This window comes from Bacteroides mediterraneensis, from assembly GCF_025993685.1.
Taxonomy (GTDB): Bacteria; Bacteroidota; Bacteroidia; order Bacteroidales; family Bacteroidaceae; genus Phocaeicola; species Phocaeicola mediterraneensis_A.
In genome coordinates, this window is sequence record NZ_DAJPEN010000001.1 from 2,003,506 (window position 1) to 2,028,479 (window position 24,974).

The window sequence follows — 24,974 nt, forward strand, 5'->3', positions numbered from 1 at the left end:
CTTTTTCCTTAAGAATTCCAATTCCAGGTCTCCCCTTTTTCCAGGCTGCGTGTCTCAATATACTTGCCTTGATACCAAACCCTGAAAGGATTACCTAACAAAGATTTGATTTCCGCATGTACCATTACGCCGTCTTTCCATTCTACGGACACCTCAAATCCGCCACGTGCTTTCAAGCCAGAAAATTTCCCGTTCTTCCATCCATCCGGAAGTGAAGGAAGCAACTGAATGATATAAGCATCCTGCTCATATACATGACTTTGCAGCAGCATTTCCGCAATACCAGCTGTTGTACCAAAATTCGCATCAATCTGGAACGGAGGACACTGAGTAAACAGGTTCGGATTCAAACTCTTTTCCAATACCTTATCCAGACTTTCCTTGGCTTTTTCTGCCCGATGCAGACGAGCATACTGGCTAATCAGCCACGCAGAGCTCCAGCCGGTATGTCCTCCACCATGCGAGATACGATAATCCATCGACTTACTGGCAGCCTCAGCCAGTTTTGGTGTCTGCAACAAGTTGATTTGCGAACCAGGATGCACGGCAAACAAATGAGAAATATGACGATGCCCCGGTTCTGCCTCCGGAAATTCCTGCGCCCATTCCATTATACGGCCATCGGAACCGATACGTGTTTCCAATAATTTCCCTTTTGCATCTGCGACTTCCTGCGTAAACACATCTTTTATCTGAAGTGCTTCAGACGCCATCTCAAAATCATCAAACAACTGCCAGATGGTCTGCTGGTCATGAGTCGGCCCCATACTGATTTGACATTGACTTCCATCAGGAGCTACAAACGTATTCTCTGGAGAAACTGCCGGACCAGACACCAGCTTACCTGTCTTCGGATCTTTCACCAACCAGTCCATATAAAACTCTACCGCCCCCTTCAGTACCGGATACATCTTTTTCAGGAAATCCTTGTCGCCCGTAAAACGATAATGTTCTCCAATGTGCTGGCAGATCCATGCAGGTGCTCCCGTATGCATTCCCCATGAAGCATATTCTCCAGGCGAAGTATACCCCCACACATTCGTGATAGGATGAACCACCCAGCCCTTTTTCTGATATTGGGTTTGCGCAGTCTTCGTGCCCGGTGCTACCAGCGAAGCTATCAAGTCGAACATAGGCAAGTGCATCTCTGAAAGATTGGTTACCTCGGCAGGCCAGTAATTCATTTCAATGTTGACATCCGTATGATAATCACCGTTCCATGGAGTCTGCAATTTATTGGCCCAAATGCCCTGCAGGTTAGCAGGCATCGTGCCCGGACGAGAAGAAGAAATCAGTAAGTAACGGCCATACTGAAACATCAGCTCATACAGGTGCGGATTAATCTTACCAGCCTTTGCCTCAGCCACCAACACATCAGTAGCCAGCGTATCCGGCAATTCTGTCAGTTGGAAAGAAGCCCGGTCAAAATAAGCCGCATACTCTTTCTGATGAACCTGATACAAAGACTCGAATGTTTTCTTCTCTGCTTTGGCAATAGACTCGCGAGTCAATGAAAGGTAATCCCGTCCTTTATAATGCGGATAAGTCAGCTGATAATCGGTAGAAGCCGCCAAAAGCAACATGGCCTCGTCAGCTCCGCTCACAGTCAGAGTGGAGTCTGTACAAATCACCTCTCCTCCCTTGGTCACAGCTTTCAGGCGAGCCATATACTGCAATCCATCTCCTCCTTTTCCGTCGGACAAGGCTCCGCTCATAATCAGTTGCCCGCCCTCAGTATGTGTAGAGAAGTATTCCGGACGTGTCATACGGCAAGTGAAAGATATTTGCTGCTGTTTGTCCGCCGACAAGCGAATCACCATCACCTGGTCGGGATGACTGATAAATATTTCGCGCTTGAAGTGTACATCCCCCTGCGTGTAAGTCACTGTAGCCGTCGCATCCTCTAAATTCAGTTCCCGGCGGTAGTCTGAATAAGCCTCCTTATTGGCAAAATCAATCCAAAGGTCACCCATAGTCTGAAAACAACCGAAAGGCACCGTAGAACCGTTTCCTCCTCCAGAACCTTTTCCCGTACATACCTGCGTGCGATTGGTCAGTTCTGTAGCTTCCTTATATTTACCCTCAAAAAGCAACTGTCTGATTCTATCCAGATACTGAGGTGCATCCGGGTTATCACAGTCCTGCGGACTTCCTGACCACATGGTTTCTTCATTCAGCTGGATTCGCTCCATTGCCACATCACCAAACACCACAGCTCCCAGTGAACCATTCCCCAAAGGCAAACCTTTCAGCCATTCAGCATCGTCTTGCCAACCGTTCGGACTGTCTGGCACCGTAGCATCAGCAGGAGATTCATACCAGAGTTTAAGAGAAGAAGATTTTTCCTGCTGAGGTGTGGAACAGGAAAGCAAGAAGAAAGGAAGAATAAAAGCTATTGGTTTCATATACAAATTACTAAAATTTAAAAAATGGTGGTTTCACTATTTCATACACAATGTAACCACCATTCTAGATTTATAGAGTCTACTTCAAAACTACATTTATAATATATTTCTTTGCATTGTTCTGATTAGCTGAAGTTACTAAATATTTTGTAGGAGCAGCAAAATTTCCAAGACCTCCCAATTGAGGTGATCCGTCAATCGGTTGAATGTAAGCCGCAGTTGATATAGTAGCCTTTCCCACAATATTAGACATATCAAGAGACTTCGGCGAAGCTTGCGTATTTACTACAACCTCACACTGAACATATCCATCACTTTCCCCTAACTGCTTAAACGAACATATTTCTTTCAAGTCTGTGAAAACCACTTGCTCATATTTGCTTCCATCAGGAGCTGTCTTCTCCACTACCTCCCGATGTTCAAACCAAAAATTCAGCAATTCAGCCTCCTCAAAAGTAGGCAAATCATCCAAACCCATTTTGCAACCTCCTAAAATAAATGAAGTTAACAAAAGGAACAAATATAAAAAACTTTTTCTCATAATACTATCTCCTTTATTATTCCCATCCTGGATTCTGTTTCAAATTCTCATTCTCTAAGATTTCAGACTTCGGAACTGGAAAGCGAAAACGCTTTTTTGTAAAGATTCTTTCAGGGAATGTATTACCATTATTATAAACTTTATTAGGTAGCGCATCATACATTGCTTTATCACCACTCACATATTTACCGTTTACTGTCATAATAACATATTTCGTACCTTCAGAATTGAAATCAATATAAGACGGATCGTGATTAAGTTCATCTACTGTTTCCTTTTTGTCGTATTCAGCCCAACGAATTAAATCCCAATATCTTAAATTCTCAAATGCCAGTTCACATCGACGTTCTCTTTTATAATCTTCCCATATATCATCTGTAGAAGTAATTTTAGGTAACCCTCCATGTATTGTCCGAGTCTCATTGATATAAGGTAAAGCCAAATCTGCCTTATTAGTCCGAATAAGAGCCTCTGCATAATTTAAATATACTTCAGACAATCTCAGCAAAGGCCAATGATAATCTTGTTCAGGGGGTGGCCATGCCCAATCACACACATCATCATACATTCCTTTACGAATATTATATCCAGTCATGCCTCGATGAAGATTTCTATCCATAGATGTACGGTGATTCCAATATGGAGGACGAATATTAATTGTATCATTCAAATAAATACATCCATCATAAATTATTGAACTGTAAAAACGTTTGTCACGATTTTTATACATAACCTGAGTACATAGTTTTTCACCAGAAGCATAACTATCCTTCCAAATTTTTGTATCCGACCATTTTTTTGCTACTCCATCTTCATCAATCATCAGAAAATCATCTATCAATTCTTGAGTCGGATAACACATCGCCCACCCATAAAGATTACGATCATAATCATTAATCACTCCCAATTTATCGCCTTCGCCTGTAGAAAGAGGCAATCTGAACTGCATCGGGGTCCACTGCATATTCATACCATCACTGGTTCCATAGCGCAGAAAGATAGTTTCCGTTGATTCCTGACCCGTTTCAAAATCATTGAAAATACCATGAAAATTAGTGTCAATTATATAGCCATAATTAGCATGATCCACAATGAAACTCTTACCTTCAATTACTGCATCTTCATATCTATGAGCTTGCAGAAGAACTCGAATCAAAAAAGCATGAGCACTTGCTCTATTCAAACGACCTAAGTATGTCGTTTCCGGCAAGTTGTCTTTTCCATATTTTAAATCTTCCACAATAAAATCATACATATCAGATTCTGAAGCTCTTGGCAGTTTCATATCAGAAGTAGGATCCAACACCTTATCAACCAACATTACTCCACCAAAGTATCGAACCATCCAGAAATACACCATAGCACGTAAAGTCCTGGCTTCAGCCGTATATTGAACAATCATCTCATCTGAGAGAACTTCTGAGACAGCAACTTGTTCTATAGCCTGGTTGCACAAACGAATTATATCGTATTTATTCCAACCTGCATCATAAGAATTGGTTATGGCTTCTTGAGCTACTGCATTATTATTATCAGAATGAATGTCATCACTCCAATCATCTTCCGTAAACTGCACCCATGAATACATCGGCGTAACACGGGCATACAAATCTACCATATACCCATCAATAAGTCCTTCACTATTCCACAAGTCCGCACTTGATATTTTATCAAGAGGTTTCTTATCTAGTAAATCTTCACAACTTGAAAAAGAAAAGAAAAGGACCAGAATCGTTATTAATAAACCAAATTTCTTCATTTCTTAAAATGTTATATTCATTCCAAACGTAAATGTCTTTTCTACTGGATATGCATAATTTGCACCAGATCCCGTTTCAGGGTCAACTAGTCCATGAGTACCTGGAGCCACCGTCAAAAGATTAGATCCACCTACAAAAACACGTGCCGACTCAGCTCCTACATACTTCATCCATTGCTTTTTAAAGTTATATCCGAATTCTAAACTTTTCAGACGAACATAGCTTACATTCAAATAATATGCTTCCGATGTATAGCCCGAATTCTGGCTACGGACACCCGTATAATTTATTCGGGGAAATAATGCATCCGTATTGTCAGGAGTCCATACGTCCGTCTGATTCTTTAAAGTAAGTACATCAGATCCACCTGTACTATAATTATACAACCCACTTAACCATACATCAAAATTAGCAGCACCTTGAATAACGGCAGACAAATAGAATCCTTTATATGAAGCTCCTAAATTGACACCAAAATAATAATTCGGCGTTGAGTTCTTTCCAATTCTTGTCTTATCATTGTCATCTATTACACCATCGCCATTCAAGTCCACCAATTTATTATCTCCTGGCAATAAATCATTGTATGCGGCATGATGCGGATGATTTAAAACATCTTCTGTTGAGGTATAAAATCCTTCTGTCTTAAAACCTATCGCACTATATCCATATTCATAAGTAGTCCTTACCCATGGATTCTTAAGATTAGCTTCAGTCTCATCAGGATTTAACTCCCAGAAATTCACATAATGAGTTAAGTTAGCTCCTATATTATAGCTAAAATCAGCCCCGATTTTATCCGACCAAGTGACATTTATTTCATATCCTCCTCTTCTTGTCGCACCATAATTAATTTTAGGTAAAGCAGTTCCAAGCGGAGTACTATAAATTGTTTTAGGGTTTGCCAGATAACCTGTCGTTCGATAATAGAATCCATCTACAGAAGTCTTCAATCGACCATTCAAGAAATCGGTTTCCAATCCCACATTATAACTTTTCTGCTTATACCATGTTATGTTTCCTGCAGGAAGTCCATTATCAGAATACCCAGTTACCCATTGATCATTCCAATAATAACGTTTATCTACTGAATTAAACGTGGAAAGAAAAGCAAAACGGGCAATATCATCATTTCCGGTCTCTCCATAAGAAGCTCTCAACTTCATATTACTAATAAATGATGCCGGTATATTATTCTTGAAAAACTTCTCTTCAGATATACGCCATCCTAAAGCTAATGATGGGAAGAATCCCCAACGATTTCCTTTTTGGAAACGTTCTGACCCATCATACCTAAAAGTTCCAGATATCAAATATTTATCAGCATAATCATAATCCAACCTGCCAATATATCCAATACGTGCGGACTCATCTCCAGATCCACCATTTGTTAACCCTTTTTGAGGACCAGCAAACATATAATCAATAATTGTAGATACATAATCCAGACGAGAAGCCGACAAATCAGCGTAATATGATGTAGCTTGTTCATAATATAATGATGCGTTTACACTATGCTGTCCAAATTTATTATTGTATCTAATGAATCCTTGCAACAAAGAGTTATCCCTTGAGCTTCTTGATTCCGAAAGGCGTGGAGCCTGATTCTCTATTTTATCACCAGCTTCCGTATAAGTAGGCTGATATGCCTGCCAGCGTTTCCAATGTATAAAATCAGTTCCATAATTAGCCATTACACCTATTTGTAACCCTTTGACTTTAGGAATATCCCAAGTTGCATTAAAAATGCCACTAAACAATCTTGTACGTGTTCGATCGTAACCATTCTCCGTACTCGTCTGATACAATGGATTATATATACCATTAATGGATATATAATTACCTTCGTCATCATAAGGATATTTATAAGGAAGAGCTTGTTGACACCACCCGAATATTGTCCAGGCATCAAATGGCACGTTATCCAAATCCTTATAAGTACCTCTTAAGGTCAAATCAAATTTCAAGCCTATTTTCTCAAACTTCTTTCCTACTTTAGCAAGCACGGAATAAGTCTTCATTGAATATGCGTTTGTTTCTTTATATGCACTGCCCTGATTCTGATATGATACCGACAACAAATAATCGATAGATTTTTCCACTCCCGAAACAGAAAAGTTATGACGCTGCATAGGAGCCATTCTAAAAGTTTCCTTGAACCAATCAGTACTCCGATATTGAGAATCAGAACCATCTTTAAATTTTTGAACTTCTTCAACCGTCCAAGGTTCTTGAACCCCATACATATGAGCAATAGAGTTGTTAAACTCTGCATATTCTGCGGATGACATTCTATCGTAATCTAACGTAAAAGTTGAGAAACCAAACAAGTTCGAATAAGAAATTGAGTTAGACTCAGCTTTTTTTGTCTCTACCAATACGACACCATTAGCTGCACGAGAACCATATACAGCAGAAGCACCCGCATCTTTTAAAATAGAAATATTACCTATATCATTAGGGCTTAAACTGGCAAATTCGGATTTATCCCTAACAACGCCATCAATCACATAAAGAGGTTCGCCGCCACCACGAATAGAAATAGAAGGCACATCATTACCCGGACCGCCACCATATTGTTTCAATACCAATCCAGGCGCAATACCACTCAAAGCAGAGCCTAGGTTGGTTGCCGACGTATTCTCTATTTTATCCGTATTTACTTTCGTTACGGAATTCAGAATCTTTCTGACAGAAGATTTCCCGTATCCAACAACTACAACCTCATCAAGGACTTTCGTATCCTCCTTCAACTCAATCTTTAAATTATTGGAAGCCTTCACTTCCTGTGTAGCAAATCCAATATAAGAAATTTGAATAACTTTACCCGGAGATACATTCAATATAAAGTTCCCATCCAAGTCCGTAACTGTTCCATTCGTCGTCCCTTTCTCTACAACAGTTGCACCAATAATAGGCTCCCCATTAGAGTCTACCACATTCCCTCTTATCTGACTCATTTGCTGATGAACAGATAGAGGAAAAGGACTTTCATTTGCATTAATTTCTAAAAAACAAGTTTGTGAAAAGGCAATAGAAAATAATGCTGTAACTGTAGTCAATTTTCTTTTATTCAACATGTTTTTCTACTTTTTTAGATTACTGATTATAACAAAGAATATGCATATTGTCATGTTATCTACATTACAAAGAAACAGCAATTACACTGTATTTAAAATGTACTTTCATTACAAAAGGATGTAATATTTTAGGAAAGATAAGACAAATTCAATCTATTCTTTAAAGGGGGGGTATAAGGGTTTAAAGTATATTTTTCTTTCTCCCCAAGAATAATCCTAAATATAATGAAGGAACGCCTCATATAAGAAAAAGAATACATCTAAGAACAAAAGAAATCATTCTAATTAAACGCACTTACATTTGTCACAGCAAAACAATAAAAAAACGTCAGTCTATCCGTTTATCACATATAAGCAAATAGGCTGACGTTAAACAATTAAATATTTATTTTTACTCACACATCTCCAAAAGCTGTTTTCCGGCCTGATGGTTAATATCCAGACGAACTACCTCGGAAAGGAATTGATGAGCCTTTTCCTTGTCGCCCAGTCCAAGGTATCCCATTCCCATTACCAAATTACAGTGAATTAAATTGCGCACATTCAAATCATCATCCCAAATCAGCAAATCGGGAAGTGATACAGCAAAGTAGTCAATCTTCACCTTGTCAAACAAATGCTTTTCACCATGCTTAATCAGGCGGTTAAAGCGACTGCGTGCCTTGTCTTCTTCACCCAGCTTACGCCATGCCAGTCCCTGATAGAAAATCTTGTCGGGCTGCTGGTCGTTATAGAAAAAGGCGATGGCAGGTTCAGCGGAACCCTTGGTAGCCTTTGTAAAGTATTCTTTGGCCAGAACTTCTTCGCCAAGCCCTTCGTAGGCACATCCCATCCAATAGTGGATGTCATTTTCTTCTGCCATAGAAAGCTTGCCTTCACCCAAATTATCTGGATATTTTTCAGTTTCCTTCAACAAGCGGACTGCATCGGCAAAGCGGCCTTCACGGATGGCAATCTTAGCCAGTTCCACACGACAGAGCAAATACTGACTGGTGACTTTTCCTTCACCGCCTTCCCACGGATGGAACTTACGAGAGTTAATCAAATCGTATGCTTTCTGGTATTCACCCAACTGGTTATAGAGTGTAATACGCTCGATACACAAGTCATCACGCTGTTCTACTATATCAGCATGTGCTTCCAGAAAATCCAGACGCTGGCGGTGCGGATAGCGAAGTTTCTTGTAAAGCTGATCAAGTTCCATCAGGATACGTGCGTCGGTAGTATCCAGATTGTAGGCTTTCTCCAGTGTAGCCAACGCTTTCTTCGGATTGTGCTGCTTATTATAATAAGCCAGTGACAAGTTGCGCAACACAGTGGGATAAGTATCATCAATCAATGCCGACTTTTCCCAACAAGCAATGGCTTCATCATAGATACGGGACGCATAATGAAAGTTTCCTAAATAATAAGGTGCCTTCGCTCCTTCCGGATTGAGCAACATCGCATCGTTCAGCATCAGCACTTCTTCCAGCTTGTTCGGAAAGCAGTAGTCCGGACACATGGTTTCTGCTTTCTTGTAAAGAGCCACAGCCTCTTCTTTCTTACCCATCTTGGAAGCAAAATAACCCAACGCATAATATACCATCGGATAAGTAGCTTCGTTTTCTTCCGTTACAAAAGACAACAGCTGAGTAGCTTCTTCATACATACCAGCCGATGCATAGTCGATGGCATATTCCAGATAGCTGTGTACGGCACCACGCATCAAAGATTTCATTTCAGCCTTTGCGGCAGCGGCAGCTTCGGTATTTCCCTGCAATGTCTGAATCAGATAAGATTCGAAACGACACCCCATATTGAACTTATCCATAGCCAAAGACTCATTGATAAGAGCCTCAGCCTTTGCCAGTTCACCAGTCTTGCGCAAGAAAGAAACCTTCAACTGACGTCCTTTGTGATTCAGCCAGTTGCGATACAACGAACGGTCAATATGGTCAAGTCCGTTTGCATAGTCTTCACGGATCATGTCTATCTGTGCCAGGCCCATGTAGCCAGAATCTTGCCATGCGGCATTCCAGGTAGCCTTGAAGAAAGCATCGTATGCACCGTCTATGTCGCCTTGCATTTTCTTGCTCCAGCCTAAATTATAGTAAGGTTCTCCTTCGTATGGGTTCGGATTACGTTCTGTCTGTGTCTTGATGGCACGGTCAAAATATTTCTGAGCTTCGGCAAAACGCCCGCGGCGCATAAGGAGTAATCCCACCGCATTATTGCAGCGAATATCGCTTTCATCACGACTCAGAGCCTCCATATAATAATCCATCGGCAAGTAAGTAGCATGACGATACTGTTCCAAGTGATGACCTGTCAGGAAAAGCTGCTCCATACTGGCAATCTTCTTCGGGTCGAGTGCTGCCTTAGCCGGTTCCGGAATCGGTCTGATTTCAGGTTTGGCAGCCTGGTAACTTACCAGCACCTTACCTTTTTCATCAAGCACGGTCAGTTTTAAATCCTCCATCTTCTGTGTATCGCATGCCACAGTTTCTGTATAAGAATTTTCTGGAGAAACAGCCGTCAACGCATCCAGATAAATCTTTCCATTTACCGTATTGGTCAGCATAACACGTACTTCACGATGAGCCGCAGTAGTATAAAGAATAACCTTCATACGTCCGTCTTCCAACGGCTGCAAGTTGATCAGTGCATCACGAGTAGCATTCTTTACCATGCCTACTTTCTGATAAGGCATAAAGTACTGCACCCATGATTTTTCTTCGTATGGTTGCAACCAAGTAAAGTCAGGCTGGTTATCGCAGTACATACCGGTCATCAGTTCAATGTATGGTCCGTCTTCATCCGTCAGGTTGCGATCCCAAGCCTGTCCGAAATCACCGTTCCCCCAGGTCCATTGTTTCTTACCGGCATTTACATGATGGTCGGCCACATGCAACAATCCTGCTTCAATATGTTCTTCGTACCCTCCCACAAAATCAAATTTCGAATTGATGGCCATGTAAGAAGTCGGTACCGGAATGTTTTTGTAGCGTGAAATATCTACTCCGGCAGAATAATCCACTTTATAATATTCACCTGTGGCTATAGGGAAGCTGGATACCGCACGTTTTCCATGGTCAAACACCGCATTCACATCAGGCGGGAACACTGAATAATAGTCTTTGTTCACTACTACCGCCGGATTAGCCCACCACAAGAAAGTCTGCGGGAACGGAGTACGGTTGTACACCTTTGCCTTGATTTCGATGTAAGCCTTTCCCGGATAGAGGGTAAAACCTGCCATACCTTTGGTACGGAACATACGTTCCACTTCACTGCACCAAACGGTTTTACTGCCATCAGGAAACTCTTCAATCATACAGTCGGTCGGAAGATATGTACTGGGGCGATGGTGCTGCGGCCAGTTGAACTCGATACCACCTGAAATCCACGGTCCGGTCAATCCTACCAATGCCGGTTTGATTACCTGATTATAATATACGAAATGACGCTTCTTCACTTTATCGTATGCCATTTGAATACGTCCGCCCAGTTCCGGAAGAATCATCAGCTTGATGTATTCATTCTCTAGAAAAAAAGCCCTCCAAGGACGGTCATGCTTCTCATCCTCAATTTTTTCAATTACCGGATAAGGATATACCGAACCAGAGCTTCCCTGATACACGCGTTTTTCAAGAAATATCGGATTTTTCTCCTCTTTGCCAATACCATACGTAGGCAACATCACGATTTCTTCCCAAGCTCTTACTTCGGAAGTATTTACTGTGCTCTGAATCAAATATTCTGTTATTTTTTCCATGATAAGTTAGAGTATTTTTTCAATGTTTTTCTATTATTTTTCTGATGCAAAATTCGGTAAAACAGTGTACCTAAAAAATAGAATAAAAAGCAAAAAAGATGTATTATTCTTTGATCCTACTGGGTTGAAACCAACGTTACCACCACACGTGCAGGAAGGAGCATATCACTGCTGGTATTCCCTTTATAAATCAGGTCACAACGAGAAGATGTTTCGTAGATTTGAAATTTATCTGATACGTACTCTTTCGGAAGATGCATAAATGATATATCCAGCGGCACAACCTTATCTGAATAATTAATCAGTACTACAACCAACTTCTTACGTTCTTTGTCTGCATACGCTGAAGCCATGACACCAGCCACATTATCCGTATTTGTCACACTGCTCAAACGCACCATACCCGGACGTATAAAAAAGCTATAGTTACCTAAAGTCCATAATAATTTAGAAGTGCGGAACACTCCATCCTGCTTACAGGTTTCAATCATTTTCTCGTCACCACGCGATGCCCCATTGGCCAATGTCCCATCGTCTATAAAAATAAGACCGTCCTTATAATCCCATTCCGAAAAAGCCGTCCACCACTGCCAGGAAGAGGCATTAGCTACCGTCAGATCATGATGGATTACACGTGCCACATAAAGTGCCGTATTCATACTCAAATCTCTCCCTCCACCACCTCGCGGATTATCCGGATTCTGTTCCATCGGACAATATTCTGTCTGCCAATAAGTATAGTCAGATGGAAGTTGCTTTCTTAATTCTTCAGCCAGTTCCTTACGGGTCTGCACCAGTGTATCCACAGGCCATGTGCTCCAGTATGAATGACCACTCACAACAGGAGCCACTGATGATAGACCATAAATGGAATATGATCCCTCCTTAGAAAAAATCTCTTCCAGCTGATTGTCTCTTTCCGGTTTATCCGTTGCAGAGCGGTAAAGATATCGGATGTCGGCGGCCTCTCCGAAAACCACCTTAGTCACCGAATTGCGCTGCTGCAATTCTTTATCTAACAGATGAATCAACCGACTACATTCCATGTTAGTAGCCTGCATACCTTCCTGTCCGCTGCCTACCCACTCCCACTGCGGTTCATTAATCGGGCTCAAATAATCCAGTTTCAAATGAGTAGAGACTTCTGCCAAGAAAGCAGCATAGTCATCAAACTGGTCCTCACGAATGTTCGCATACGGAGTTCTTTCACTGGCGCGGGCCATACCGTTTTTTGTCATAAAATAGGGAGCGGTGATGGAGAAGCCTAAGGAATAGCGTACTCCCCGTTCACGTGCGGCCTGCAACATCCACCGTTGTCCCTCTTGTTTATCCCAATCCCAATTCCCTTCTTTATCCAAGAAACATTCCGTGCGACGCCATAGAGAAGCTACTCCTCCATTATCACCGGCCTCATGACTTCCCGAACCAATATTGAAACGCCACATCGAAAGTCCGATTCCTTTCGGATTTCCCCACGAATCAAACTCTGAACTGAACAACAAATCAGCAATCTGATTTCTTTTCTCCAACGGCCAGTTCTTGCCAATGTATTGCACACGCCAGCAGTCAGATGCTCCAAAACTATGAATAGTTTGCCGGGGAGAAGCGAAATCAAACACCAACTTCTGTTCCTCCTGAGCACATCCCAGAGCTGCATACAAAGAAAACCCCAAGCAAAAAACCAACTTATTCATACCCATTAATTTATAACCCTAAAACATCAAACCTTTACTTAATCAATTCATTTTCCAGTTCCTCCAAGGACTTGCCTTTCGTCTCCGGAATACGGCGCCAAACGAACAGGAAGCCACAGAAACAGATGACAGCATAAAGCAGGAAAGTACCGCCTGTACCCAGTCCGGAATTCAGGAAAGGGAAAGTATAGGTAAGCAGGAAGGAAGCAATCCACAACGCAGCCGTACATACAGCCATGGCTACGCCACGCACCTTATTGGGGAATATTTCAGAAAGTAGCACCCAAGTGACAGGACCTAACGACATGGCATAGAATCCGATGGCCAATACCACAAACACAATCATGATGAAGCCTTTGAACTCAAAGAAATAGCTTAATCCCAACAAGGTATAGATACCTGCCAGTCCGATGGAACCAGTCAGCATCAACGTCTTTCTTCCTAGGCGGTCGACGGTATAGATGGCTACAAATGTAAAGACCAGATTGGCAATACCCGTCACAACAATATTCATCAGTACGTCTGAAATGCCATAACCTGCTGCCTGAAAGATTTCCTGCGCATAATTGAAAATAACATTGGTACCGCTCCACTGCTGGAACATGGCAACCACAATGCCGATAATCAGCACGTTCCGCATTTTAGAAGAGAAGAGCAAGGACAATACGCCTTTTTCTGCATGCGAAGCAGCACCTGCACGAGTATAATTTTCAATTTCACTGTCTGCATACGCAGCTCCCCCAATGGAACACAGCACTTTTCTAGCTTTCTCCATCTGCTTCATACTGGCCAGCCAGCGCGGACTTTCAGGAATAAACAGCGCCAGCAGAAAGAAAAGTCCCGAAGGCACGCATACAGCCCAGAACATCCAGCGCCATCCGGTCTGTCCGTTCCATGAGTTCAGAATATCGGCTGCCGTAGCACCTTCCGGCACCGGCTCTGCAATGAGCATATTCACAATCTGTGCACCAAGTATTCCCAACACAATGGTCAGCTGGTTCAATGTGACGAGTTTACCACGAATCCGGGTAGGTGCCACTTCTGCAATGTACATCGGAGAAAGGTCGGCTGCCAGCCCGATGGCCATTCCCCCCACAAGACGAGCGACAATAAAGGTGGATATGCCCGTAGAAACTCCAGTAGCCCAGGAAGAAGCCAAAAAGATAAAAGCAGACAACACCAATAATTTCTTGCGCCCGTAACGGTCGGCCAGAAAACCTGCCATAGTGGCTCCCAACAGACAACCCAGTAAGGCTATGCTCATAGCCAGTGCCTGCATCCCTTCATCACCGGCAATATGGAAATATTCTTCATAGAAAGGTTTCGCACCTCCTATCACTACCCAGTCGTACCCGAAAAGCAAGCCTCCCATGGCCGAAACCAAGCAAATGAAATAGATAAACAACTGATGATTTTTCATGATTATACGGTTAAAATAAATGTTTTATTAATAGATACCTTTAGCGGACTGCTTCTGGTTATGGGCGGTTCCAAACACACCTTTTATTTTATCCAGTCCTTCCACCGGAGCTGGAGCAAACTCTTTGCTGTTCATGTAATTCAGAATTGAATAAAGCATCTGACGGGCTACCGGACGTTTGTCGAGGGCTGTCTGCAAATCAAAAGTGGCCAGCATCAGTTTTCCTTCACCCACACTGCCCTCATACAAGGAAGCCAGGCGACGGTTATGAACAAAATTGTCTACCATCTCTACCACAGGAGCACCTCCCTGAAGGCTGTCTACTACCAAGGTAGTCGAATTAATGTTCAAATCCCACCATTGCCAATCGGTATGCATATCAGTCGGGAAATCAGCTAATGCCGGATGGGCAGGGTTGCAAAGTACCCCCATAGTGCCAGCCTGATTCGGAAAATGTACCGGACTCCAGAAAACCGGCACAAACTTTCCTTCAATGCCTTGAAGTGTGCGCCAGTCGGGATTGAACAATACTTTCTCACCTTTCTTGAGCAACGCCATTGCTTCGTCGTAACTGCGGGTGTATTTCACGTCTCCCCATTTTGTGTCTACGGATGACGGATAAACCCATACGTTCCAGTGGTTACGGTATTCTGTTCCGTCAAGCGACAAGCAAACTTCTAATTTCGAAGCGTTGGTTACCTGCTGCAAAGGAAATGAAATTTTTCCCAGTCCACCGTTATGCCCGAAAGCCAATGCAGCTGCCGGAGTCTTTCCCTTGACTAACAAGCGTCCGTCTGCAGTAATCTCCCAAGAAAGAGTGCTGTTCTTCAACTCATCCTTTCCGTAATTACAAAGTTCTATTTGTGCTTCGAATGTTTCATTATTCGTATATACAGCTTTCGGGAAACGCAGCAATGGAACTACCGGTGCGCAAAATTCACGGAATTCTTCACCTGTAAGAATGCCTTTGCTTTCCCAAAATGCATTGAGCAATCCTACCAAAGCCGTTCCCTGTCCGGGAAAGTCGTGCAAATCAAGCAGTTGAAAACCGCTGATACCCGGTGTCTTCAAAGCACGTTCTATTTCTTCTTTATAAAGAATAGCAGCTAATTTCCCGGAAGCCTGCAGGTACTGAGGTGCCTTGTCTGTCAGTCCTTTCTTTTCTAAATCATTCTTCACAGCCATAAAGTTCAGCGGCATCAAAGTTCCCGTATATTTGGGAATCTCCGTAAGATCCGGATAGACAGAATATTGTCCTATTTCATGGGTTACCAAAGGCACTTCCATACCTTCTATGGATGCACGGAAATCTTTATCGAATGACGGCAGTTCCTGATTGAATACTCCCTGTCCACGTACCCATCCTTTCTTGGTCCACTGAGTGACGAAGAAATCATCCTGGTTTTCCGGCCAGTCGCCGTGACCTTTTTCGAATGTAAAGGAAGTGGTGGTATATAAATGGCGGTCGTCTGCAGCCTTCATTTCACCCAACATGGATGCCAAAATATTGAAATCATATTGCAGCTCGTTTCCGATGCTCCAGAAGCAGAAAGAAGGATGGTTGCCATATTCCTTACTTATACGCTTTGCCTCGGCACGCAGGAACTCGACCGTAGCAGAATCTTTTCCAAGCGTCACACTCCATACTGGAAGCTCTACCTGCACATAGAATCCCATTTCATCGGCTACATTGAACGCAGCTTCCGGCGGACACCAGGAGTGAAAACGGAGATGATTAATTCCATATTCGCGTGCAGAAGCATAAAGTTTTTCCCACGAAGCCTCATCTGTAGGAGGTGTGCCGGTCAAAGGAAAAATACAGCACTCCAATGTACCACGAAGGAATATCGGTTTTTCGTTCATCACCAGTTTGTTTCCTTCATGGCGTATATCGCGCAATCCGAATGTTTCAGTTGTAAGAGAAGTCGATTTTCCGGATACTAATTCTACAGAAGCATCGTAAAGATAAGGATTGAATTCATCCCACAGAGGAGCATTATCTCCTAATTGGCAGGTCAGTTCTACCGTTGAATAGCCTTTCACAGCTTCTGCTTTGGCCTCGGCAGAAGCGTATGATTTGCCGTCACCCTTTCCTTTCACTTGTAAACAAAGATTGACAGACTCAGCTTGAGCAGAAGAGTTATAAATAGAAACAACAGTCTTTACTGTGCGTGAAGCAGCATCCGGATAAAGCTGCAAACTTTCTACGCGTGTTTTTTCCACTGCCTTGATGTACATATCACCTAAAATACCGTTCCACTTTACCTGAGTAGCATCAGTATAGGCATGGGCCAAGTCATTCACCGACATATCATAGCGCTTGCGATTGTCCACCCTGACAGTCAGCACTTGTTTTTTCCCTGGCCGAATATAAGGAGTCAGGTCATACTCATGCGGAGTAGTCAGACTTTCCTCATGGCCTGCTACCTTCTGTCCGTCTATCCATACCTGTGTATCCCACAACACACGTTCCAGATGAAGGATACAATCTTTTTCTTTCCAGCCGGAAGGTACCTGAATCTCGCGTGAATACCAGGCCGGACCTACATAACTGTAGGCACGGGTCAGATGAAGCAGCTGCGGTTTCTCCAATGCAGGTTTTAATGTACATTTAGTGCCCAGATGAGCCTCATCCGTCGTACCCGGAAGTACGATGGAAGTATCAAACAATTTTCCGCCAAAAGAAGCGTCCATCCCCACATCTGTACTATCCAGACATACTGTCCACTCTCCGGAAAGATCTACCTGCATGACAGGACTTGTACACGAAACAAAAGGAAGACAAAACAGCCAAGCGATAAGTGTATTTCTCATGATATTTTCTGTTATATTGTATTACGGATGCAAAATAACAAAAAACAAACAGGGCAGGAAATGGAATATTTAGCGGATAAGATGTAAAATACTACGAAAAAATCATCCATACACAAAGAAATGAACAAATCCCCCTGTAAATCCGTTCATATCCTGAAGACTTCCGAAGATTTTCGAAGGCTTTGGAGGTGATAATGAAGACTTTTGACACCCACCTCAAAACGCAAGTGCGTTTCAACTCAAACGCAAGTACGTTTTAATCCAAACGCACTTACGTTTCAAGTAAAACGTAAGGACGTTTTTCCGGCCCCGTATTTGTGGCTTTCACGACATGAAAACAGCTTGAAAAAATGCGGAACAGAGGATGCAGTATTTCTCCATACAACGCATTTGTTTACTGAACGCCCTCGGGAAAAGCCTTTTTGAGATGGGTTATTTTGGCTTTTCAGCAAAAAGAAATACTTTTGCATCCGAAAAATCTCACGCTTACCTTGCATACCTTATTATCTGGCCGGATGGACAGGTATGGGACAGGTAACGGCGAAGCGTACCTAAACTAGAACGAATGTCCGATTCCTCCAACAAACGAATCGCTATAAATACGGTGTTGCTATATGTACGAATGCTGTTTCTCGTACTGATTAGCCTGTACACTTCACGTATCGTCCTGAAGACACTGGGCGTGGAAGATTTCGGTATCCACAATGTCGTGGCCGGCATCATCTCTTTCCTCGGATTTCTCACCGGCTCCCTTTCCGGGGCCTCATCCCGATTTATCACATTCTCTCTGGGAAAAGGGGATTTACCTCAACTCAAAGCGACTTTTGGGAACATCCTCCTCATTCACCTGCTCTTTGCTCTTCTCATTCTGGCGCTGGGGGAAACCCTCGGCCTGTGGTTCGTCTCTACCCAGCTGAACATTCCTCCAGAAAGAGAAACGGCGGCCTTCTGGGTGTACCAGTTCTCCATCCTCACTGCCATAGGGAGCCTCGTCAGCATGCCCTACAATGCGGTCATCATCGCGCACGAAAAGATGTCGGCCTTTGCCTACCTCACCATAGGCGATGCCGTCTTGAAACTGGCGTCGGTGTTCCTCCTCATGTATCTGCCTTACGACAAACTGATTCTCTATGCGTTGTTCATCCTGTGTATCCAGTTCTTCGACTTTCTGGTCTACATCGCGTATTGCTCCCGAAAATTCGAGGAGACGCAATCGCTCCACCTCAAAATAAACAAATCCCTGTTCAAGGAGATTTTCTACTACACCGGCTGGACCATGAACGGCAACCTGGCCGTGTTCGGCTATACGCAGGGCCTGAATATCCTGCTCAACATTTTTTTCAATCCGGCGGTCAATGCAGCGAGAGGCATCGCCGTACAGGTACAGAACATCATCAACAACTTCAGCGTCAATTTTCAGACGGCAGTCAATCCGCAACTCACCAAAAGTTATGCGCAGGAAGATTATGCACGCATGCACCAGCTGCTGGTGATGAGTTCCAAGTTTTCGGTGTTCCTCATGTGCTTCATCTGTCTTCCGCTCTCCCTGGAGATTGACCAGGTGCTGAAATGGTGGCTGGGAAGTTATCCCGAACATACCCGTATGTTCCTGCGGCTGATTCTTTTCACCAGTATTCTGTTTTGTCTGGCCAACCCGCTCATCACCTCCGTGCATGCCACCGGACGCATCAAACGGTTCCAACTCATCGAGGGCAGTATGCTCCTGATGATTGTACCCCTGTCCTATCTTCTGCTGCGATTTTTCCACGTACCTCCGGAGAGCGTGTTTGTGGTGCATATCGTCGTAGAACTGTGTACCCAGTATGCCCGGGTACGCATCGTGTTGCCAATGATTAACATGGATAGAAAGACCTATATAAGGGAAGTAATCAGGCCGATTGTAAAGGTAGCCTTAACGGCTCCTGTCATTCCGCTACTCTTATACAGCTACCTTCCGCAGAACATATTCACCTTTCTGGTGGTAGGAAGCGCATGTGTGTTGTCCGTCACCTCGTGTACGTATTTCTTCGGATGTACGGAAAAGGAACGTAGTATCATTACCCATAAACTGAGAAACCGACTGAAAAGATGAACCCGACCATTCCCTCCCTGTCTGTAATCGTGCCGGTCTACAAGGCCGAGAAATACCTTCCGCGCTGCATCGACAGCCTGCTTGCACAGACATTCAAGGATTTTGAACTACTGTTGATAGACGACGGAAGTCCGGACCATTCCGGAAATATCTGCGACGCGTACGCCCAGAAGGACCCGCGCATCCGCGTGTTCCACCAGCCCAACCGGGGGGTCAGCTCCTCCCGCAACCTGGGCATCGAACAGGCACGGGCCGAATGGGTGACATTCGTCGACAGCGATGACTGGGTGGAAACGGATTTTCTGGCACAGTTCCGTTTGGAGGAAGCTGAACCGGACACCTTCATCCTGCAAGGCTTCACCCACAACCATGAGCAGCACCCCGAAAAAGACTTCCGGTTCGGCTATTACAAAGAATGCGTGTTTCCCCTTTCCTCGGGCGAGGATGTAGCCCGGTATGACCTTCTACAGAATGGGTATCCCTTTGCCAAACTCTACCACAAGGAGAAACTGCAACGGCATTCTATCCGGTTCAACACGGCCATTTCTATCCACGAAGACCATGCGTTCGTATGGGATTACCTGTGCCAGATTACCCGTGTCAGACTGATGGAGAGTGCCTCCTATCATTACGAAAAAAAGTTGGGCGAATCCTTGAGCAACAAGACTTACCCTCCCTCCGTATGGCTGGCGGCTTCGGACAGCCTGCTGGCCAGCCTTTCCATTCTGGAAGTCAAGTGTCACCTCACGGGCAGCCGCTACCTGAAGGAAGTGTACACCGCTTACGGACTGGAACAGCTTATGCAGGCCTTGTATCACATGGATGCCTCGAATTTCCGGAGCGTCATTGCCTCGGCCCAAAAAAGGACGTCCCTTTTCGAACAGTATTTCCTGTCCCGGACTCCGCGACAGAAGCTGGTCTTGTACCTGCTGAAACAGAGATGGGGGAGCCAACCTTTATGGCTTTTCATCCACCTGTCGCACAGGCTGTTCTCGAAATAAGACAAAGCGTTTACCCCAAGAACAAACTATTTTTCATTCAGACTTCACGAACCAAGCTAAAGTAATGAAACTTCTTTTTGACTTATCCAGCAACCAGAATATATACGATGGCGTGACGGTGTATGCCTTGCGTATCCTGAAAGGATTCCAGGAACATCGCTATCCCCATATCATCCTTTTGGGTAATTCCGCCATCTGCGATTACCTCACGACCCATTTTCCGGAATACCCCTGCATCCAGGCGGATATTCACAACGAGAACGGTTCGCTTCTCAAGAACGGATGGAAGTGGCACCGGCAGGTACGGAACATCGACTGCGACGTCATTTTCTCGCCCAACCCTTATCTGACCTACTTCAGTTCCAAAAGAATCATCCAGACCGTCCACGACCTGCAACCTCTGAAGATTTACAAGGGCAGGACGTTATGGGCCTTCCGCATCTTCCTGCCGCTTGTCCTGCTCAGAAGCCACCGCCTCATCACCATTACAGACTTCGTACAAAAGGAAATCAAACGCATCTATCCGTTCATTTCCTCCCGGAAAATGCACACTATATCCAACTGTGTAAGCGTAGACCCCACCCGTTACCCGGAGTCCCCGCTGCCGGAAAAGTACCTGCTGTACGTCAGCACACTGTGGGAGTATAAGAATATCTTCACGCTGTTGCAGGCTCTCCATCTGCTGAAAGACCAGATTCCGCACAAACTGGTCATCATCGGGAAACCCATGGATGGGTACTGGGAGAAAGTATGTGTGCCTTATATCCAGGCCCACCATCTGGAGCCGCACATTCTTCACCTCCGCCAACCCGTCAGCGACCAGCTGCTGGCCCAATACTACCAGTTTGCCGACCTCTTCATCCATCCGTCGTTGCTGGAAGGTTTCGGCTATCCGCCCATCGAAGCGGCCATCCACCGGACTCCGGTACTGACCACCAAAGAAACCGCTTTATACGAAAGTACGATGGGACTGCTCAACTATTACGAACCGGCCACCGACCCGCAGGCGCTGGCTCAAAAAATACGGGAACTGCTCGCCAATCCGCCTTCAGCCGAAAAGCTGGCACGGATTTCCGAGAAATTACGCCGTCAATACGATTATGCGGTACAAGCCGAAAAAGTCTATCAGTATCTGACCCAAAATGCTCCCCGCCCATGAACGTCCTTGTAGACATGACCCATATCACGCCCGACAAGCTGTATGCCAGCTTATCCATCTATGTGTTCCGGATACTGGATGCCATGCCCGCTGCCGAGAGGAAGCATTTCACCCTGCTCATTCCCTCGGAACTGGAAGACTTCACCCGCCGGCGGTATCCAGAGTATGCGTACCTGCTTTTTCCGGCAACCCGGGCCCACGTGTCCCGCCACAAGCTGCTCAGAATCGCCCAACAGATACGGGTGTACAGACGCATCGTGAATTCGTCAGGCTGCGACATTCTTTTCATTGCCAACGACTTGTATCCTTACACCCACATCCGGACCCGCCTGAAGAAAGTGGTGGTGATACACGACTTGAAGGTCATCAAGGATACGCCCCGCTCGTGGGCAGGGAAGATAGCCCGCTACCTCAATTTCCGTTTCTACGCCTCTTTCATGAAGCATGCGGAGGTGGTTGTGGCCATTTCCAACTACACCAAAGAGGATATCCTGACACATTATCCTTCCGTCCGACCCGAGAAAATAAAAGTCATTTACAACAGTGTCCTGCTGGCCCAAGAAGCAGTTTCTCCTTTCAAGAATGCCTCTGCTCCAGAAGACTACCTTCTATATGTCAATACGTTGCAACCTCACAAGAACCCGCTGACACTGCTCAAGGCTTTCCAACTGCTGAAAAACAAAATCAGCCATTCGCTGGTCCTCGTCGGGAAAGAAACCTCCTACTGGCTGGAGGAACTCCTGCCTTATCTACAGGCACATCAGCTGGAGTCGCGCATCCTCCACCTGCAGAACCTCCGCGAAGAGGAGCTCAGGTACTTGTACGAACACGCCCGTCTGTTCATCACCCCTTCCTTGCGCGAAGGCTTCGGCTATACCCCCATTGAAGCCGCCCTCTGCCAATGCCCTGTGGTCTGCTCCACCTGTGAGGCCCTGCCCGACACCACCCGCCGGCAACTGGTCTATTACCAGCCCCCACAGGATGCGGAAGCACTGGCCGAGACCCTTCTCCGTACCCTGCAGAATCCGCCTTCTCCTGCCCGACGGGCACAGATCGCAGCCGACTATCAGGATGCCTATTCGTGCACCCGCCAGGTACAGGATTTCCTCACCCTCTTCCATCACTGCTAACATGCCGTTATCATGCTGATATACATCGGAATATATCTTCTTATTCTACTCTTTCTGGTGGCTGATTTTGCCAAGGAGAGTCAAAAGCACAAGGCTCTCCACGTGCTGGGAGTCCTCTTGGTGCTCTTTGTCGGCCTCAGAGGGAGTAGCGGAGCCGACTCCCCCGTCTATATCGACTTCTTCAATTACAACACGGATACCATCTGGAACTGGGAAGGAGTGGAAAAGGGATATGCCGAATATGGATTCTACTATCTGTCGGTGCTCCTGAAAAGTATCTGGAACAACGTGGATTTTTATTTTACAGCCATCTCCGCGCTGACCATTTTCTTTCTGGTAAAATCGCTGAAGGAATTTTCCATCTATCCCCTGCTGGGATTCTGCGTGTATTACTCCAGATTCCTCATCATCCGTGACATGAACCAGATACGGCAGGCTTTGGCCATGGTGGTCATCGTCTATGCCTTCAAGCTGCTGCTCAGCCACCGGAAAAAAGCCTTTGCCTGCGTCATTCTGGCCATGACTTTCATCCATTACAGTTCCATCATTGTCCTGCCGTTTATCTGGCTGTATGACCGACGGCCCAATCTGAAACAGACCACTGGTCTTCTGGCGCTCAGTCTGGTGACCGGATTTCTGGGCAGCGTGGTCTTAAAGAAACTGCTCATCGCCACGGGAAACATCGTATTCCTGCGGTATGTGGGCACGGCCAATCTGGGTCTTCTGAACCCGGTACTGATTTTCCAGCTGGGCATCTGTTTCCTGTTCAGCTACTTTGAACCGTTGCTGAAAGACAGGCAGAAAGGATACTATCTCATGCGCAATGCTTACCTGTATTCCACTATCCTGCTCTTGCTTACGTGCAACATGGGAGAAATCGGCGGACGACTGGCCACTATCTTCGCCACCTGCGAAATCTTTATCTTGCCGGCACTGGCTACCACCATCCGGCCTCGCCTGGGCGGATACATCCTTTACGTGCTGCTGGCCGCTCTGCTTTTCGCCATGAACTACCTCAAGCTGCTGCAAGTAGCCTCTTCATGGGAATATTTCTCATGAGGCATTTTATCTTTTCTTTATGAAAATAGCTTATCTCATTCCCAAACCCGCCAATACAGGTCCCATCCTCGTGGTGCTGGAACTCGTCAAGGCAATGTCCGAACACGGACACGACTGTACGGTATACTATTTTGACGAAGGAGACGAAATTCTGTTTCCCTGCAAAACCCAACGAATCTCTTTCTTCCAGAAAATCAATTTCCGTGAATTTGACATCGTACACTCCCATGGCCTGCGACCCGACTGCTATCTCTTCCTGCACAAGCCTCTACGGTGCAAGGCCCGCTGCCTCACGACCCTGCACAACTACATCATTCCCGACTTCTCCTACCAGTATAACAAATTCATTGCCTACACCGTCGGCAATTTATGGATGCTGGCCCTCAGAAGACACGATACCATCGTCACGTTAAGCAAGGATGCCCTGCAATATTACCGCCACAGGTTGCCGGCACGGAAGCTCACCTATGCCTACAACACCCGCCAGATGGTTCTGGAAGCTCCGCTGGATGTACAGACCCGGCAGCAGATTCTGCAATTCAAGCAGGGAGCCGTAACACTGGGAGTCAATGCCGCCCTGACCGACCGCAAAGGCATAGACCAGGTAATCAAGGCCTTGACAAAATTGCCGGGATACAAACTTATCATCGCCGGAGACGGAAAAAGCAAGGCTTCTCTGGAGAAGCTGTCCGTCGACGAGCAAGTGGCAGACAGGGTATTGTTTCTGGGCTACCGGAAAGACGCTTACCGTCTTTTGCCCTATTACGACGTGTTCGTGCTGCCGAGCCGGAGCGAAGGATTTGGGCTTACCCTGATGGAATCGGCCTTATACCGGAAAAAGGTGGTCTGCTCCCGGATTCCCATCTTTGAAGAACTCTGTCCGCAAGGCGAAGTGGTTTTCTTCGAGCTGGAACAGATTCCTTCCCTCGTCCAAGCTCTTCAGCAGGCTGCCGGAAGCCCGGAGCTAGGGCAGAAACTATACCAACGATACCTTCAGGTGTTTTCGCCGGAAGCCTTCTACGAGAGATACCACCAGATTTACCAACATACATAGAAAAAAGA

The 24,974-nt window shown here is 45.0% G+C and carries 14 protein-coding genes; 6 read left to right on the plus strand and 8 right to left on the minus strand.

The window, feature by feature from the left end:
* Positions 1-8: 8 nt before the first annotated feature.
* The 8 genes from OIM59_RS08490 to OIM59_RS08525 form a co-directional block, all read right to left on the minus strand.
* Entirely contained in the window at positions 9-2,405 is a 2,397-nt protein-coding gene (locus OIM59_RS08490) for a glycoside hydrolase family 95 protein (RefSeq protein WP_303896156.1), read from the minus strand.
* A gap of 79 nt (positions 2,406-2,484) precedes the next feature.
* Complete coding sequence (locus OIM59_RS08495) at positions 2,485-2,946, minus strand: hypothetical protein (protein ID WP_303896159.1); 462 nt, start codon at positions 2,944-2,946, stop codon at positions 2,485-2,487.
* Between the two features lie 16 nt (positions 2,947-2,962).
* Positions 2,963-4,705, minus strand: coding sequence for a RagB/SusD family nutrient uptake outer membrane protein (locus tag OIM59_RS08500; protein WP_299171685.1), 1,743 nt, complete (start codon positions 4,703-4,705; stop codon positions 2,963-2,965).
* A gap of 3 nt (positions 4,706-4,708) precedes the next feature.
* Positions 4,709-7,786 carry a TonB-dependent receptor gene (locus OIM59_RS08505; protein ID WP_299171688.1) on the minus strand — a complete coding sequence of 1,026 codons (3,078 nt, stop codon included), beginning with the start codon at positions 7,784-7,786 and terminating at the stop codon, positions 4,709-4,711.
* A gap of 391 nt (positions 7,787-8,177) precedes the next feature.
* Complete coding sequence (locus OIM59_RS08510) at positions 8,178-11,543, minus strand: DUF5107 domain-containing protein (protein ID WP_303896162.1); 3,366 nt, start codon at positions 11,541-11,543, stop codon at positions 8,178-8,180.
* A gap of 116 nt (positions 11,544-11,659) precedes the next feature.
* The gene (locus OIM59_RS08515) at positions 11,660-13,237 is read right to left on the minus strand and encodes a glycoside hydrolase (RefSeq protein WP_303896165.1); all 1,578 of its coding nucleotides are present in this window, start codon (positions 13,235-13,237) and stop codon (positions 11,660-11,662) included.
* 34 nt (positions 13,238-13,271) lie between these two features.
* Positions 13,272-14,657, minus strand: coding sequence for a sugar porter family MFS transporter (locus OIM59_RS08520; protein WP_303896168.1), 1,386 nt, complete (start codon positions 14,655-14,657; stop codon positions 13,272-13,274).
* Positions 14,658-14,684: 27 nt separating this feature from the next.
* Complete coding sequence (locus tag OIM59_RS08525; protein WP_303896171.1) at positions 14,685-17,471, minus strand: glycoside hydrolase family 2 protein; 2,787 nt, start codon at positions 17,469-17,471, stop codon at positions 14,685-14,687.
* A gap of 565 nt (positions 17,472-18,036) precedes the next feature.
* Between OIM59_RS08525 and OIM59_RS08530 the strand changes: the two genes are divergently transcribed.
* The 6 genes from OIM59_RS08530 to OIM59_RS08555 all read left to right on the plus strand — a co-directional run bounded on the left by OIM59_RS08530 (position 18,037) and on the right by OIM59_RS08555 (position 24,966).
* Positions 18,037-19,563 carry a lipopolysaccharide biosynthesis protein gene (locus tag OIM59_RS08530; RefSeq protein ID WP_303896174.1) on the plus strand — a complete coding sequence of 509 codons (1,527 nt, stop codon included), beginning with the start codon at positions 18,037-18,039 and terminating at the stop codon, positions 19,561-19,563.
* Positions 19,560-20,564, plus strand: coding sequence for a glycosyltransferase family A protein (locus OIM59_RS08535; protein ID WP_303896176.1), 1,005 nt, complete (start codon positions 19,560-19,562; stop codon positions 20,562-20,564). Before OIM59_RS08530 ends, OIM59_RS08535 begins: the two co-directional genes overlap by 4 nt.
* A 64-nt stretch (positions 20,565-20,628) precedes the next feature.
* Positions 20,629-21,723 carry a glycosyltransferase family 1 protein gene (locus tag OIM59_RS08540; RefSeq protein WP_299171707.1) on the plus strand — a complete coding sequence of 365 codons (1,095 nt, stop codon included), beginning with the start codon at positions 20,629-20,631 and terminating at the stop codon, positions 21,721-21,723.
* Positions 21,720-22,853: a glycosyltransferase family 1 protein gene (locus tag OIM59_RS08545; protein WP_299171710.1), complete on the plus strand. Its 1,134-nt coding sequence runs from the start codon at positions 21,720-21,722 to the stop codon at positions 22,851-22,853. The genes OIM59_RS08540 and OIM59_RS08545 overlap by 4 nt, the downstream gene beginning before the upstream one ends.
* Before the next feature lie 12 nt (positions 22,854-22,865).
* Positions 22,866-23,912, plus strand: a complete 1,047-nt coding sequence (locus OIM59_RS08550; protein WP_299171713.1) for an EpsG family protein — start codon at positions 22,866-22,868, stop codon at positions 23,910-23,912.
* A 19-nt stretch (positions 23,913-23,931) separates the two neighbouring features.
* Complete coding sequence (locus OIM59_RS08555) at positions 23,932-24,966, plus strand: glycosyltransferase family 4 protein (protein ID WP_303896179.1); 1,035 nt, start codon at positions 23,932-23,934, stop codon at positions 24,964-24,966.
* Positions 24,967-24,974: the final 8 nt, after the last annotated feature.